This is a genomic window from Pedobacter africanus, assembly GCF_040548825.1.
In the GTDB taxonomy this organism is placed as follows: domain Bacteria; phylum Bacteroidota; class Bacteroidia; order Sphingobacteriales; family Sphingobacteriaceae; genus Pedobacter; species Pedobacter africanus_A.
Map to the genome: position 1 here is coordinate 1271320 of NZ_JBEPSL010000002.1, position 15398 is coordinate 1286717.

Annotated in this window: 10 protein-coding genes and 1 pseudogene; 9 read left to right on the forward strand and 2 right to left on the reverse strand. The window is 43.6% G+C overall.

Annotated features, from left to right (window positions below; all coding sequences use genetic code 11):
* The first annotated feature begins 19 nt into the window (after positions 1–19).
* Positions 20–658 (forward strand): hypothetical protein, encoded by a 639-nt coding sequence (locus ABIE26_RS15605; protein WP_310141521.1) that lies wholly within the window; start codon positions 20–22, stop codon positions 656–658.
* A gap of 18 nt (positions 659–676) precedes the next feature.
* Here ABIE26_RS15605 and def read toward each other — a convergent pair whose 3' ends face one another.
* Together def and ABIE26_RS15615 are read right to left on the reverse strand one after the other, a co-directional pair.
* Positions 677–1237 (reverse strand): peptide deformylase, encoded by a 561-nt coding sequence (gene def / locus ABIE26_RS15610; RefSeq protein ID WP_310141520.1) that lies wholly within the window; start codon positions 1235–1237, stop codon positions 677–679.
* A gap of 18 nt (positions 1238–1255) precedes the next feature.
* Positions 1256–2485: a M16 family metallopeptidase gene (locus tag ABIE26_RS15615; protein WP_310141519.1), complete on the reverse strand. Its 1230-nt coding sequence runs from the start codon at positions 2483–2485 to the stop codon at positions 1256–1258.
* A 126-nt stretch (positions 2486–2611) separates the two neighbouring features.
* Here ABIE26_RS15615 and htpG point away from each other — a divergent pair, with 126 nt between their 5' ends.
* The 8 genes and pseudogenes from htpG to ABIE26_RS15655 form a co-directional block, all read left to right on the forward strand.
* Positions 2612–4501: a molecular chaperone HtpG gene (htpG, locus tag ABIE26_RS15620; protein ID WP_354376039.1), complete on the forward strand. Its 1890-nt coding sequence runs from the start codon at positions 2612–2614 to the stop codon at positions 4499–4501.
* A gap of 202 nt (positions 4502–4703) precedes the next feature.
* Positions 4704–5279 carry an RNA polymerase sigma factor gene (locus tag ABIE26_RS15625; RefSeq protein ID WP_310141518.1) on the forward strand — a complete coding sequence of 192 codons (576 nt, stop codon included), beginning with the start codon at positions 4704–4706 and terminating at the stop codon, positions 5277–5279.
* A 252-nt stretch (positions 5280–5531) separates the two neighbouring features.
* Positions 5532–6650, forward strand: coding sequence for a FecR family protein (locus ABIE26_RS15630; protein WP_310141516.1), 1119 nt, complete (start codon positions 5532–5534; stop codon positions 6648–6650).
* A gap of 82 nt (positions 6651–6732) precedes the next feature.
* Positions 6733–10065: a SusC/RagA family TonB-linked outer membrane protein gene (locus ABIE26_RS15635; RefSeq protein ID WP_354376042.1), complete on the forward strand. Its 3333-nt coding sequence runs from the start codon at positions 6733–6735 to the stop codon at positions 10063–10065.
* A gap of 8 nt (positions 10066–10073) precedes the next feature.
* Positions 10074–11525, forward strand: coding sequence for a RagB/SusD family nutrient uptake outer membrane protein (locus tag ABIE26_RS15640; RefSeq protein WP_310141512.1), 1452 nt, complete (start codon positions 10074–10076; stop codon positions 11523–11525).
* A gap of 45 nt (positions 11526–11570) precedes the next feature.
* Positions 11571–12338, forward strand: a complete 768-nt coding sequence (locus ABIE26_RS15645; protein ID WP_310141511.1) for a hypothetical protein — start codon at positions 11571–11573, stop codon at positions 12336–12338.
* A gap of 12 nt (positions 12339–12350) precedes the next feature.
* The gene (locus tag ABIE26_RS15650; RefSeq protein ID WP_310141510.1) at positions 12351–14702 is read left to right on the forward strand and encodes a Gldg family protein; all 2352 of its coding nucleotides are present in this window, start codon (positions 12351–12353) and stop codon (positions 14700–14702) included.
* A gap of 1 nt (position 14703) precedes the next feature.
* Positions 14704–15398, forward strand: a pseudogene (locus ABIE26_RS15655) (hypothetical protein); the annotation flags it as partial.

Sequence of the window (15398 nt, forward strand, 5' to 3'; positions counted from 1 at the left end):
TAAGCGCTATTTTTGTAACATGAAGTATTTGCTGACCGTCATATTGTTCCTCTTAGTTTCTTCTGTATTTGCACAGCATACTGCAGAGAAACCGTTGATTCAATTCACCGGTATCATTAACGATGTGGATAGCAATACTGCGGTTTCTTATGTAACGGTTACCAATTTAACCAATAAAGGGCAGCGCTACGCAGCCAATTACAAAGGTTATTTTTCTTTTATTGCCCATCCTGGCGATACCATCCTGTTTACTGCGATTGGTTACCGTGATGTTTTAATGAACATTCCTGCAGACATCAGGGACAGTAAATATACCGCTATGGTGAAGATGAAAGCGGAGATTGTAAACCTGCCGACTGTACGGGTTTATCCCTGGGCTACGGTAGAGGAATTTACCAGAGATTTCATGTCGATGAGGATTGCCGATGATGATTATGTGATCGCTGCCCGGAACCTTTCGCCGGAGAGCCTCAGCGGCTTGATTCAGACCTTACCGAGGGACGGCGGCGAGATCCAGAGTATCAATAACCGTTTGAACCACGACCGGGCGCTGAACAAAAACATGGTTCAGACCAACCCACTTTTAAACCCTTTCGCATGGGGTAAGCTCATGCAATCTATTTTCAAGGGGGATAAAATCAGAAGCGAAAGCAATTAAAGAGCGTGTAAAGCGCGCTTAACGCCTTTTGCTTTGCTGCGGGAATCGCATTTTATAATCAGCCTTTACATTTCCCTTAGCTATTGCATCCAGCTTGCTTTTCAGCATTCTTTTGCGGAGCAGGCTTAGGGTGTCTGTAAACAGCTTGCCTTCAATATGGTCATATTCGTGCTGTATAACGCGCGCAGGCATTCCTGTTACTTCCTCTTCTTTAAGGTTCCAGTGTTCATCGTAGTACCTGATGCGGATATTTGGTTTGCGCATCACGTCCTCCCTGATGTCGGGAATGCTCAGGCAGCCTTCATTGAAAGCCCAGGGCTCGCCGGTTTCTTCCAGGATCTCGGCATTGATGAAAACTTTTTTGAACTTATCCTTATCGTCCTCATCGGCTCCGGTGTCTACAATAAACAGGCGTATCGGCAGGCCAATTTGCGGGGCTGCAAGACCTACGCCATGCGCATTGTACATGGTCTCGAACATGTTGCTGATCAGCTGATCCAGCTCCGGGTAGTTTTGCTCAATTGGCGCGCATACTTTTTTTAAAACCGGATCTCCGTAGGCTATAATGGGTAACTTCATGGTACAAAAGTACAAATATTACCCTAAAGGATAAAAAGTTAGCGAAGTAAGATTACTTTCATCCAATATTTCATTTGCAATATTGGCCATGTCGGCAGTGCTAACGGCCTGAATTTTTCCGAATATAGTTTGCAGATCATCTATCCTGTCATAGTCCAGCAGGCTTTTGGCCATGGCGATGATCAGTCCGATACGGTTTTCTTCCCCAAGGGCAATTTGTCCGATAAACTTATTTTTTGCCTTTTGCAGCTGGATTTCTGTTAAAGGGTTTTGTCTTATTTTTTTAAATTCCTTTAGTATGAGCGACCAGGCTTTGCTTACTTTTTCCTTATCTGTACCAAAATAAAGGCTGAAGATTCCGGTATCGCTTAAGGGGCTGTAGCTGCTTTCAATGGTATAGGCAATGCCGTATTTTTCCCTGATCTGCAGGTTAAGGATCGAGCTCATCCCCGTACCTCCCAATAAATTATTTAGCAGCAGTAAGCCCGTTTTGTAAGGATGGTACAGGGAATAGGCCTGCCTGCCCATCATGGCATGTGCCTGCTGAATGGGCTTGCTGAAAGTTTTTGTAACTGCAATTGTTTGCGGGGGCGCAAGCCTGGTGTCGCTGTGCAGGTTTGCAGGAATTTCCGAATAATACTTAGCCCCGGTTTTAACCACCTTGCTCAATGGATAATTCCCCAGTACGGCAATTACAATTTTATCGGTATGATAGTTGTCTTTAATAAACTGAAGAATGTCCTTTTTCGTGATGTTAGAAACGCTATCTACTGTTCCAAGGATATTTCTTCCCATAGGATGACCTGCAAAGACCAGATCTTCAAAATCATCATAGATAGCTTCTTCGGGTTGATCCAGATAGGAGGCGATCTCATCGAGCACTACACTTTTCTCTTTCTCCATTTCATCTTCAGGAAAAACAGAGTGAAATACAATGTCGTTAAATAACTCCAGTGTCCTGTCTAAATACGGATTAAGGAAAGAGGCGTGTATGCAAGTATATTCTTTGGTTGTATAGGCATTTAAATCGGCCCCAACACTTTCCAGCCGGTTTAATATCTGGTTGGTATTCCGCTTTTCGGTACGTTTGAAGATCAGGTGCTCAATAAAATGGGCAAGGCCGGCCTGGTGCTCCTTTTCGTCTCTTGATCCACTGTTGATGATGATACAGGCATGAGATATGGCCGATGCAGCAGGCACATGAAGCAGGCGGATGCCGTTTGGCAAGGTATGAACGTTGTATTCCATTAAAGGGCAAAGGTACATAGAAATATATCATGGCATTATAATTTTATTTGAACTGTCAATTTGACAACAAATGCAGTTTGGAATAGGCCTTGATAAGACTTTATGTACTTAAAAATGAGTTAATATATGAGCATAGAAGAAAAAGGAACGATATCCATTCACACGGAAAATATTTTCCCGATCATCAAAAAATTCCTGTATTCAGACAACGAGATCTTTTTAAGAGAGCTTGTATCCAATGCCGTTGATGCGGTACAAAAGATTAAACGCCTGGCCGCTTTGGGTCAGTATAACGGAGAGCTGGGCAGCCCCCTGGTGGAAGTTGCCGTAGATGAAGAGAAAAAGACGATTACCATAACCGATAATGGTTTGGGTATGACTGCAGAGGAAATTAAAAAATACATCAACCAGGTTGCTTTTTCGGGAGCAAGCGAGTTTGTAGAGAAGTTTAAAGATGCAAAGGATGCCAATGAGATCATCGGTAAATTTGGTCTGGGCTTCTATTCTGCATTTATGGTGGCCGACCTTGTTGAGATCCAAACGCTTTCTTACCAGGAAGGTGCTGAGCCAGCCCGCTGGGTTTGCGACGGCAGTACCGAATTCGAAATTACGGCAGGCAACAGGACCAGCCGAGGAACAGAGATCACTTTACATATCAATGCAGAATCTGAAGAATTTCTGAGCAAACACAAACTGGAAGAGATTTTAGACAAATATGGAAAGTTCCTGCCTGTTCCGATTAAGTTTGGTACCAAAACGATACAGGAGCCCGACGGCGAAGATGAGGAAGGAAAACCAAAAACGAAGAGCGTAGAGGTAGACAACATCATCAATACCACCAATCCGATCTGGACCAAAGCACCTGCTGATTTGTCAGACGAAGATTACCTGGATTTCTACAAACAGCTTTATCCTTTTTCTGAGGAACCTTTATTCTGGATCCATTTGAATGTAGATTATCCGTTTAACCTTACGGGTGTATTGTACTTCCCGAAAGTGAAGAACGACTTTGACCTGCAGCGCAATAAAATCAAATTGTTCTCCAGACAGGTGTTCATTACAGATGAGGTAAAAGACATTGTACCTGAATTTTTGATGCTGCTGCATGGGGTAATTGATTCGCCGGACATTCCGTTAAACGTTTCAAGAAGCTTTTTACAGGCAGATGGAAATGTTAAAAAGATCAACAGTTACATTACCAAAAAAGTTGCGGATAAATTGCAGGAGCTCTTCAACAAAGACCGCAAAGGTTATGAAGAAAAATGGAATGATATCGGGCTTTTTGTGAAATACGGAATGGTAAGCGAAGAGAAGTTTTATGAGAAAGCGAAGGATTTTGCCTTACTGACCAATACCAAAGAAGAACACTTTACGCTGGATGAATACCGTGATAAGGTGAAAGATATTCAAACCGACAAAAACGGTCAGCTGGTGTACATCTACGCTAACGACCCAGCCAAACAGGACAGCTTTATACAGTCGGCCAACAAACAGGATTACGATGTATTGCTGATGAACTCTCCGATTGACAACCACTTTGTAAATCACCTGGAACAGAAACTGGAAAAGACTTCGTTGAAGCGTGTGGATTCCAGTGTGGCCAGCAAGCTGATTGAAAAAGAGGATAATGTTGAGTCTGTTTTGACAGAAGAACAATCTAAAAAAGTGGCGGCCATTTTTGACAAGGCCATTAACAAACCCGGCTACCATGTGGAAATTGTTGGTCTGAACCCTGAAGAACTGCCGGTAACCGTTACTATGGACGAGTTTATGCGCAGGATGAAAGACATGGCTGCCATGGGTGGTGGAATGGGCTTTTATGGCAACATGCCTGACAGCTATAAGGTAGCCATCAACGGAAACCATAAGCTGATCGGGAAGATCATAGCAACCGATAACGAAGAGGAGCAGGGCTTATTGGCCAAACAGGCGGTAGACCTGGCGTTACTGGCGCAGGGAATGCTGACTGGCGCAGAGCTGACTGCTTTTGTAAGCAGAAGTGTGGAGTTGATTTAACAGATTTCCCGCAAACGGAGAAAAGGGAGTATACCCATACGGGTGTTCTCCCTTTTTTTCTGCCCGTGTGTGTCGCTAAGGCCTGATTGAAAATAATTTTCCGGTATTATTACCAGGGAATGTGAATTATTATCTACAATTGTATAAAATTATTGGGTCTTTTAACTAAAGAATAATTTTGACCAGGGGGTAGCTATACATCATGACTGCTTATAGTACATATACTGATCAGGAAATCACGACTTTCTTAAAAGAAGGTGACCAGCTCGCTTTTACCGAAATCTACAACAGGTACAGCGGTTTGCTTTATGCTTACGCATTTAAACTCACGGCCGACAGAGATGTTACGAAAGATATGACCCAGGAATTGTTTATTTCGCTTTGGGACAACAGGTCAGAACTTGAACTTAAGACTTCACTTTCTGCTTATCTCTATACGGCAATCAGATATAAATTTTTGAAACAGGTCGCGCATCAAAAAGTGAAAGCAGGTTATGCTGAGAAATTCTTACAGACTTTTGAAAGTGGAATAAGCAGTACCGAAGATTATATTGAGGAGAAAGATCTGATCAGAACAGTTGAAAAGCTGGTATCAGAGCTGCCGCCGAAAATGGCCAGAGCGTTTGTTATGAGCAAACTGGAGTTTCGTACCCATCAGGAGATTGCTGAAGAATTAAACATTTCTGAAAAAACGGTTAAAAACCTGATTAGCCAGGCAGCTGTACAATTAAAACCGAAGATCGGCCTCTCTTTGCTTACGGTCATTTTATTCTCCTGACAACTGCAATTGGTTTTTCCTTTTAAGTTGCACATAATGGTTTTGTCATTGCATCATTACGGTTTCTTTTTGAGATTCAGTCGGTTTTAGCTGAGGCGAACCCGAAGTGAACCCGATATGAATAAAGTTGTAATGGTAAAAGTGCTGGCAATTGTCGTCATCCCACCGGCATATAATTATTTTAAAATAAATTGGGATTTTTTTCCGGCTTAACGGACATGTATTAAATGGGGGTTAAATATTTGTTAAGCCATGACCAGACAAGAAGCAGAAAAACTAATCGCAAAATATACTGAGGGTAACGTAACACCCGAAGAAAAGCAGCTTGTTGAATATCATTTCAACAAGCACCTTACGAATAGTGATATTTTGTTGAATAACAGTCTGTTGAAAAAAGACAATAAAGAAATCTGGAGGTCCCTGGCTGTTCATATTGCAGGTACTAAGCCAAGGCCGTATCGGCTATGGATTCGTATGGCGGGTGTTGCAGCGGTAATTGCTATTGTGCTTGGTGTTTGGTTTTTTAGTAGCGATACGGGTATCCTTAAACAGATTAGAAACAATGTGGTGGTTCAAGACATTCCCCCGGGGAAAAACACAGCAACGTTAATGTTGGATAACGGCAAGACCATAAATCTTAGCGGGGCACAAACCGGTCTTGTTATCGACGATAGCAGTTTAAGGTATAACGATGGTAGCGTGTTGAAGGTGGGGCGCGATAGCGTACAGACCCTAAAAGCTGCGACTCCAGCGGGTGGAACTTATCAAATTACATTGCAGGACGGAACTAGGGTTTGGTTAAATGCGGCCTCTTATATAAGTGCCCCTTCAACATTTTCGGGGTTAAAAAACAGAGAAGTTGAAATTGTTGGTGAAGCCTATTTTGAAGTGGCTCATAACGCCAAAAAGCCCTTTAGGGTAAAAACCAGAGGGCAGGTTATAGAGGTTTTGGGGACAAAATTTAACATCAATGCTTACGAAGATGAGCTTGCAACCAGAACTACCTTACTGGAGGGGGCGGTTAAGGTTTCAACCTCAGGGATGGCAGCTCCGAAAACAGAAGTACGGCTAAAACCTGGCCAGCAAACCACATTGCAAAACAACCTTTTAACGGCATCAGATGCTGATATGGAAGAAGCTTTTGCCTGGAAAAATGGCTATTTCATGCTCAACAATGAAAGCCTGGAAAGCATCATGCGCAAGTTATCGCGCTGGTATGATATAGAAGTGGAGTATAGAGGAAAGATACCTAAACGACAATTTGGGGGCGAAATATCAAGAAACACCAATCTTCTGGAGGTCTTAAAAGTTCTGGAACTGGCAAAAGTTCATTTTACTGTTGAAGGGAAAAAAATAATAGTTACGCCATAAAAAATACTGTAGTTTAAGGTATGCCGGCAATCCTGCCTGCTGTATTGTTTGTATAAAAAAATCACCAATTAAACCACCGCGTATGAGAATTTATAGACTTGTACTGATTGTCATCTGTCTGCTGGCAAGCATTCAGATATACGCTCAGAAACTACCGTTCATTACGCTCTCTCTAAAAAATGTGCCTTTGGAAACCGTCCTGACCCAAATAAAAAAACAGACGGGGATTCAGATTTTTTATGATCTGGAAATACTAAAAAAGGCCGGGAAAGTATCTGTTACTGTTGAAAAAGCAAGTTTAAGCGCTACATTAAACCAATGCTTGCTCAATACCCAGGTCGGATATAATATCGTTGGCGGTAAAATTGTTGTCCTTGTTGATAAAAACGGGCCAAAAGATGATGACGGCCAACCGATATTGAATTTTAATGCTTTTGCAAAAGATGCGGTACATGGCTTTGTATACAACACGCAGGGCCGGGGCCTGGCCAATGCCAATGTAATTATAAAGCGCAGCCGTAAAGGGGCCACTACTGATGCTCAGGGAAAGTTTGTGCTGGAAGACGTGCGTACAAATGATACCCTGAACATCAGTTATATAGGCTATATCCGTCAGGAAGTACCTGTAGCGATGAAAACCGAGTTTAACATTTACATGAAAGAGGCAGAAAATGAGCTGGATGCAGTAATGGTACAGGCCTATGGCACAACAACAAAGCGGTTGTCGGTAGGCGAAATAACACAGATCAGTGGAGCAGAGCTTGCCAAACAGCCGGTTACCAATGTTTTGCTGGCCTTGAAAGGAATGGTGCCGGGTATGGTGGTAACACCTACAACGGGCTTTAGCGGAGCCCCTGTAAAAGTAGAGATCAGGGGAAGGAATTCTGTTGCAGACGTTCCTTCCGATCCTTTGTATGTCATAGATGGTGTGCCGATAGTGATACCAAGTCTGGGACTTGCTTATGCGGGAAATTATAACAGCGGATCTTCCGGGCTTATCCAGGCTGGCCTTTCTTTCTCCGGAGGACAAAGCCCCTTGTATGGGCTCAGTATGCAGGATATTGAAAGTGTTAGTATTCTTTCAGATGCTGCTGCTACAGCCAGGTATGGGGCAAGGGCCGGAAACGGTGTAATCCTGATCACAACCAAAAAAGGGAAACCCGGAGCTACACAGTTTGACATCAATGTAGACCGCTCGGTAAATAAGGCTATTGGACATTGGAAAATGTTAAATACAGAACAGTATTTAGCAATGAGGCGTGAGGCACTTCGCAACGATGGGTTTGCGCCGTCAATCGCCGGTTCACCTGACCTGACCATATGGGATAGCAGCAGAAATATCGATTGGCAAAAAGAACTCTGGCAAGCGAATAGTGCAACCAATGTATCGACATCTTTATCCGGAGGGAACAACATCATAAATTTCAGGTTGTTCGGATCTTATTCTTCTGTGCAGGATATTTCAGCTCTGAGTGATCAGAATAAAAATAAAACAGCAGGAATGGGGTTGAATTTAGGCTATAGAAGCTTAAATCAAAAATTAACCGTTTCAGTAAACGTACAATACCGATATACCAATAACAATCAGGTGGCAGTTGGTGGGACACCTACCCTGGCACCTAACCTGCCACCAATATTTGATGAAAAAGGAAGTTTGAATTACGGCCCCTTTAATGAACCGGGTTCTGTCGCATATTTCCCATTCCAGAGTATTTTAACTCCTGGTACCGCCAGTACTTATTCCCTGACCAGTGGATTAAATATGGGCTACCGAATCATAAAAGGGCTAGAATTTAGCTTGAATCTGGGCTATAATAACAGTTCTGCTAAAACGAAAACGGTTCAGCCGATAGCTGCTCAGAACCCAATTGAGTTTCCCCTTGGGCTTGCTATTTTCGGGAATAACGAAATATTTAGTTATAATGTTAATCCCATACTAACGTACTCTGCCTATATTGGTAAGGGAACTCTCGGCATTTCAATAGCAGGAGTACTGAATAATGCAACCAGTTCCGGATATACATTGATGGGAGCGGGTTATAAAGGAGACGAACTATTAAAGTCTATTAACAATGCACCTCTAAAAACCGTCACTCACAAATCTGCCCAATCGGCTTTTACGGATGTAAATGGGAGCATCAACTATAACTGGAAAAGCAAATACATCATCCAGTTTAACGGGAACAGGAGTGGGTCTTCCGCCTTTGGTCCGGGCAGGCGGTTTGGTAATTTCTGGTCGGCTGGAGCCAATTGGTTCCCTCTGGAAGAAAAATGGCTGAAAGGCGTAGCGCCAGGATGGATCAGCTTAATCAAATTGAGCGACAATTATGGGGTTACGGGAAGGGCCGGAGGCGATTATCTATACCTGTCGGCCTGGTCTTCTGGCCCATTGAACAGATCATATTACAACTACAACGGTAATTTACCCCTGGTGCCTGTGCATGCTGTAAATCAGGATTACCGCTGGGAAACCGTTAAAAACCTCTCCGGATCGTTGACCTTGGGTTTTCTGGAAGATAAGTTAAATCTGGGGATAACGATTTATAGAAAAAATTGTGATAACCAGTTATCAGGGCTGCCAACTCCGGAGTTCACAGGGTTTGCTTCTGTACAGGGCAATTTAAATGCAAATGTCCGCAACGTAGGAACAACAGCTACTTTAAACGCAAACATCATCAATACGAAAGATTTTTCCTGGTCGGCCTCGTTCAATATCAGTCGCAACAGGAATAAATTACTGTCCTACCCCGGAATTGAATACTCGGGAAACTATTCCAGGTTTAAAATAGGATATCCATTAAACACCGACTACCTCCTACACTATCTAGGTATTGATCAACAGACAGGAAAACGGGCTTTTCAGGATTATAATAATGACGGAAAAATAGGCGCGGCTGCATTCAATACAGCTCCAGGGACTGGTGCTGACGATCGTTATGTTACCATAGATAAAGACCCAAGATTTGATGGTGGGGCAGGAACGGATTTAAGGTATAAAAATTTCTCGCTTGGGTTGAGATTTCATTTTAAAAAGCAGATGATGCTGCGATCTTATACCAAAACTCCGGGAGACATAGAAAATGCGCCATTATCGGTTTTAACCAATGTTTGGAGAAAGCCGGGCGACATTGCCGCTATGCCAGCTTTCACAACCCTTGGTAATTTTGACAATCTGTTTACGAGCTCGGATGGGGGCTACACAGATGGTTCTTTTTTGAGGTTGAACAATATTTCCGCAGGCTATTCCTTACCGGATAAACTTGCCAGAAAGTTGGGGGTAAAAGGACTAAATTTTGGAGTTAATATAGAAAATATCTTCACGCTTACAAACTATGACGGCATTGATCCGGAGATGCCCTTTGGCAACTTTCCACAGCCGAGAACTTTTAATGGACGTTTGGCAATTACTTTATAGAAATGTTTATGGATTCATTTAAATTAAAAATGGTGTTTATTTTCTGCGCCTGGATCTGCACCGTTTGTGTGGGCTGCAAAAAACTGATCGAAATAGATCCTCCTATAGACACGGTTACCACAGCCGAGGTATTTGATACGGATGACCTGGCCATATCAGCAATGAGTGGTGTTTATACGATAATGGTAAATGGGGCGGGAACATTTCCTCAGGCTACCAACGGATTTAGTCTGGGCCTCACAACGATTCTGGGGGGGCTGTCTTCAGATGAGCTCAACCTGGTTGCTGGTGCCGGTGCCGGTGAACCTTATTTGTACAATACCAATCGCATTTCGGGATTTAATTCAGGGATGTCCAGAACCATATGGAGCTCTGCCTATCAGGTCATCTATGGAACAAACTCGGTTATTGAAGGCATTGCCGCCTCCACTTCCGGGGCATTACACGATAATGTGAGAAAAGAGCTTACTGCACAGGCCAAATTTGTTCGGGCATTCTGTTATTTCTACCTCGTCAATTGTTTTGGGGATGTACCCATGGTGCTTACTGTTGATTTTAACAAAACCCGGAACCTTAACCGCATGCCTCAAAAAGAGGTTTATCAGCAAATCATTAAGGACCTGAAAGATGCACAGGCTACTTTGCCAGAAGATTATCTGGCTGGGAATGGCGAAAGGATCATTCCCAATAAATGGGCCGCTACTTTATTATTGGCCCGCGCTTACTTATATGCCGGTGATTATGTAAATGCTGCCACGCAGGCAACGGTTGTTATTAACCAGACTTCATTATATGAGCTGGAGCCCGACTTGAATCGCGTGTTTTTAACCGACAGCAGGGAAGCTGTATGGCAATTAAAGCAAACGACAGAGAATAGTTCGGTAAAAAATGCAACAACGGAGGGTTATGCTTTTTCACCATCTAGCCCATACGCACTCAGCAATCAGCTGTTGTCAAGGTTTGAAACAAATGACCAGCGTAAACAGGCTTGGACAGGTACTTTTGTCTCGTCAGGGTCAACGATAAATTACGCTAAAAAATACAAAACCGGTAAGAGCAATGGCGTTTTTGGGCAGCCGGCCACCGAATATTATATGGTGTTGCGTTTGGCCGAGGCTTATCTGATACGTGCCGAGGCCATAGCCCAGGGGGCGCCGGGTGGAATTACAACAGCTATTGCTGATTTAAACACCGTTCGCGACAGGGCCGGTCTGAACGACTTAAGCAATGACTTAAGTCAACAGGAACTAATTACAGCCATAGTCAAAGAAAACCAGATAGAGTTTTTTGCGGAATGGGGGCACCGCTGGTTTGATTTAAAGCGGACAGGCATGGCCAGTGCTGTGCTTTCGGCAATTCCATTAAAGCAGCCCTGGGCAGGTGATTACCAGTTGCTGTACCCTATACCTTTAAGAGAATTAGAGGTAGACAGGTTTTTAATACAAAATCCAGGGTATTGAAGGGGCGAAAGACAGAAAAATTAAGACAAGTTAAAATGCATCAGAATGAAACGAATATATTTTAATCTTTTTTCGGCAGTATTGCTTTTATTGGCTACAAATTCCTGCAAAAAGGATGCGCTCATGCCAGGGTCAGGGACATCAGCCCTTATGATGGTTAACGGACTGGTGGGCAGCTCCAGATTGTATACTAATTTTAATGGGGATGAGTTAAAAATAATAAGATTTTATGGGGGGCTGACTTTTGTCAGCTACGGAACTTACCTTCTTCCTAATACGAGTTATCTTGGTCAGCAAAAGCTGGGCTTGTACCGGCCTGTCGATACCCTACAGGGTGGAAAGCCGTTGTTTAATTTAATCCTGAACCTACCGGTCAATACAGTGAATGCCTTGTTTTTAACGGGAACGGAACAGGCTCCTGATACTTTATTTACCACAAACCAGCTGCCTTATCATGTTCCGACAGATTCGACGATGAGCATCCGTTTTGTAAACATCTCCCTGGGGGGCAACCCGGTGAGTGTGAACTTAGTCGGACAGGCCAACGGCTCAACCCTGGCAAGTTTGCCCTATAAAGGTGCTACCGGGTTTAAAAAATATTCTGCCCGCTCTGTCGTAGATAGTTACGCTTTTGAGTTTCGGGACAAAGTTACCGGTGAGCTGCTAAGCAGTTACAAGCTGGAGGGAATAAATATGATCGGGTCTCCCGAAAACGGGGGCAATAAGTGGCTGAACAATGACATAACACTTACTCTGTTTGGCCCGGTTGGGAATAAGCGGGTACTTCTTTTATATGATAAAAATAAAACATAAACAACAAAACAGATGAAGATCATATTCAAAATTGCCAAAAACGAGGTCCGTAATCTTTTCTATTCGCCCGTCGCCTGGTTTCTGGTGATTGTATTCCTGGTACAATGCGCTATTTTTTATGCAGATCCATTAGTTGGTTTAGCAAATGCACAGGACTCGCTGTTAAAAAACAGCCCGAAATTTAGAGATTTTGGGAAATCACTCACACGGCTAATTTTTTTAAATCCGGATGGCATTTTTGCAAATGCATTACAGAACTTATTTCTGTTTATTCCTTTGCTTACCATGGGCATATTGAGCAGAGAAATTAACAATGGCACCATCAAGCTGTTGTACTCCTCACCCATCAGGATACGGGAGATCGTTTTGGGAAAGTACCTGGCCCTGATGATTTATAATTTGGTTTTAGTGGGCGTATTGGGCGTATTTATGATATCTGCAGCCTTCCAGATCCGGCTTGTTGATTATGGGATCCTGTTGTCGGCAACGCTGGGCTTTTATTTACTGGTCTGCACTTATGCCGCTATAGGCTTATTTATGTCGAGCCTGAGTTCTTACCAGGTCATATCTGCGATTGCTACCTTTATGGTCGTTTTTTTATTGGGTTACGTAGGAAACGTATGGCAGAAATATGATTTTGTACGTGACTTGACCTATTTCTTATCCATCTCCGGACGAACGGTCAAGATGTTGGTCGGCTTGATTACCAGCAAAGATGTGATCTATTTCCTGGTGGTGATTTATATGTTCCTGGGTTTTACGCTCTTTAAACTGAAAGAAGGAAGGGAAGTAAAACCCTGGGCGGTTAAAGCCTTAAGGTACCTTGCCATAATAGTTTCGGGGCTGTTGATTGGCTATGTCAGTTCGCGCCCTGCCCTTACGGGTTACTGGGACATTACCGCCGGTAAAACCAATACACTTCATCCACGTACCCAAAAAATACTGAAAGCGCTGGATGAAAATGCCCCGCTGGAGGTAACGATGTATACCAATTTATTGGGCAACGGTGCAGCACGCGGGTTTCCGGAGGCAAGAAACCCATATTTAGCCTCTCTTTGGGAACCCTTTTTCCGCTTTAAACCAGACATCCAGTTAAAGTATGTTTATTACTATGATTATGACGGGAGTTTCAATAATAACATGTATTTCAAATTCTATCCCGGTAAAACAGTAAAACAGATCGCCGGAATAATGGCCCAGATCAGTGATGTAGATTCAGCAATGTTTATGCCGCCGGAGGAGGTCAGTAAAATGATTGATCCAAAAGCGGAAAACGGCCGCCTGTTTTTACAGATGAAGTATAAAGGCCGGAAGATTAACCTGCGTACTTTTGAAGATGATGTTTTCTGGCCGGATGAGAGCCAGATTGATGATGCTTTAAAACGGTTGATTGCAGAAAAGGCACCAAAAATATATTTCCTGTCGGGCAACCTGGAGCGCAGCATTTATAAAACCGGGGAACGGGAATATTCCACGATTTCCACTGAAAAACGCAACCGGATTTCGTTAATCAACCATGCTTTTGATGTGGATACGCTTTCACTGGAAAGACACAATATCCCTGAGGACATTGCTGCCCTGGTAATTGCGGATCCGAAGGTTATCCTGGGGGAGCTTACCCTGGCTAAAATCAGGCAATACATTGATAAGGGCGGTAATTTGATGATCTGTGGCGAGCCAGGTAAACAATATGTCCTGAACCCCCTGCTTAAACAGCTGGGTGTACAATTGATGAAAGGCACGCTGGTAGAGCTGAGTAAAAACGAGACGCCAGACAAAGTGATACCCTACATTACCGAAGCGGCCGCAAGCCTTGCAGAAGAAAACAATCTTTTGGCATTGAAGGATGCAATTAGAAGGAAAGACACTGAAGACGATTCACTGAAAATATATATGCCCGGCGTAACAGGGCTATCTTATGCAGCACAGGGGGGCTTTACCATTAGCCCGATATTAAAAACGACTGCTCAAAAAACATGGCTTAAGGCGGGCACCCTGGTATTGGATTCAGTACCCCCGGTATTTAGTGTAGCGGAGGGCGACAGTAAAGAACCCTCTTTTGTTACCGGTATTCAGTTGACAAGGCAGGTCAACAATAAGCAGCAGCGCATTATAGTATGCGGGGATGCTGATTTTACCAGCAACATCAGAACGGCCTACAATTTATTTGAAAATGCTTTTTATAGTTGGATGACCGACGGTGCTTACCCACAATACCTGCCCCGGCTGGTGAAGCCAAGGGACACTTTGTTAACCATTACCGAGCCGCAGGCCTATGCCTTTAAAATAGCTACCCTATGGGTATTGCCGGGGCTGTTGTTAGTGGGGGGGACTTTATTATTAATCAGACGCAAACGAAAATAAAATGATGTTTTTACAAACAGACGAACAAACCATAGAGGACTTGGGCATATTTGGCAAGCAGAATTCGGGGGGCATCTTTGACCTCTACAATTCGGCCCATACCCGAGGAGGGGAAGAAATGCTGAAAACGCTGTTCCGCAGCCCCTTGTCAGACCAAGATACCATAAACCAGCGGAGCAGTATTATTGCCCATTTTGCAGACATGAAGGCTGTATTCCCTTTCGACTCCAGTTCTTTTGATGCTGCCGAGCGGTATTTGCTGAACAACAGCGGGCGCAGTAAAGATACTTCCAGCCATACCACTGTACTCAATGAGAAAGAGATGCACAATGGGGTAACGGCCATTATCGGCATTTTATGGCGTACCAGGGAGTTTATTGACAGCCCGGCAGTAAATGCCATAACGGCATACAGGGATGAACGGGAGGCCATTGCCATGCTGCTGGCCGATGCTGCCTTTGAACCTGCCTTAAAGGAAAAGCCCCAGGCCAAACTGCCCTACCCTGCAATTACGGCTTATGATGTACTGTTCCGAGTACGCGAACACGAGAAAATAAAAAAGCTGTTTGCTCATATTTATGCCCTGGATGTGTATTTGTCTGTAGCAGAGGTGGCGGTAAAACGAAACTTTGTTTTTCCCACAGCCCTGGAAAAAGGATTAAATATCTTGAACCTGAGTGGGGTTTACCATCCAGA

Excerpts from the sequence above, each read along its gene's own strand:
- ABIE26_RS15615 (WP_310141519.1), bottom strand. The coding sequence starts at position 2,485 with ATGGAATACAACGTTCATACCTTGCCAAACGGCATCCGCCTGCTTCAT.
- ABIE26_RS15630 (WP_310141516.1), top strand. The coding sequence starts at position 5,532 with ATGACCAGACAAGAAGCAGAAAAACTAATCGCAAAATATACTGAGGGT.
- ABIE26_RS15635 (WP_354376042.1), top strand. The coding sequence starts at position 6,733 with ATGAGAATTTATAGACTTGTACTGATTGTCATCTGTCTGCTGGCAAGC.
- ABIE26_RS15605 (WP_310141521.1), top strand. The coding sequence starts at position 20 with ATGAAGTATTTGCTGACCGTCATATTGTTCCTCTTAGTTTCTTCTGTA.
- ABIE26_RS15645 (WP_310141511.1), top strand. The coding sequence starts at position 11,571 with ATGAAACGAATATATTTTAATCTTTTTTCGGCAGTATTGCTTTTATTG.
- ABIE26_RS15640 (WP_310141512.1), top strand. The coding sequence starts at position 10,074 with ATGGATTCATTTAAATTAAAAATGGTGTTTATTTTCTGCGCCTGGATC.
- def (WP_310141520.1), bottom strand. The coding sequence starts at position 1,237 with ATGAAGTTACCCATTATAGCCTACGGAGATCCGGTTTTAAAAAAAGTA.
- ABIE26_RS15650 (WP_310141510.1), top strand. The coding sequence starts at position 12,351 with ATGAAGATCATATTCAAAATTGCCAAAAACGAGGTCCGTAATCTTTTC.
- htpG (WP_354376039.1), top strand. The coding sequence starts at position 2,612 with ATGAGCATAGAAGAAAAAGGAACGATATCCATTCACACGGAAAATATT.
- ABIE26_RS15625 (WP_310141518.1), top strand. The coding sequence starts at position 4,704 with ATGACTGCTTATAGTACATATACTGATCAGGAAATCACGACTTTCTTA.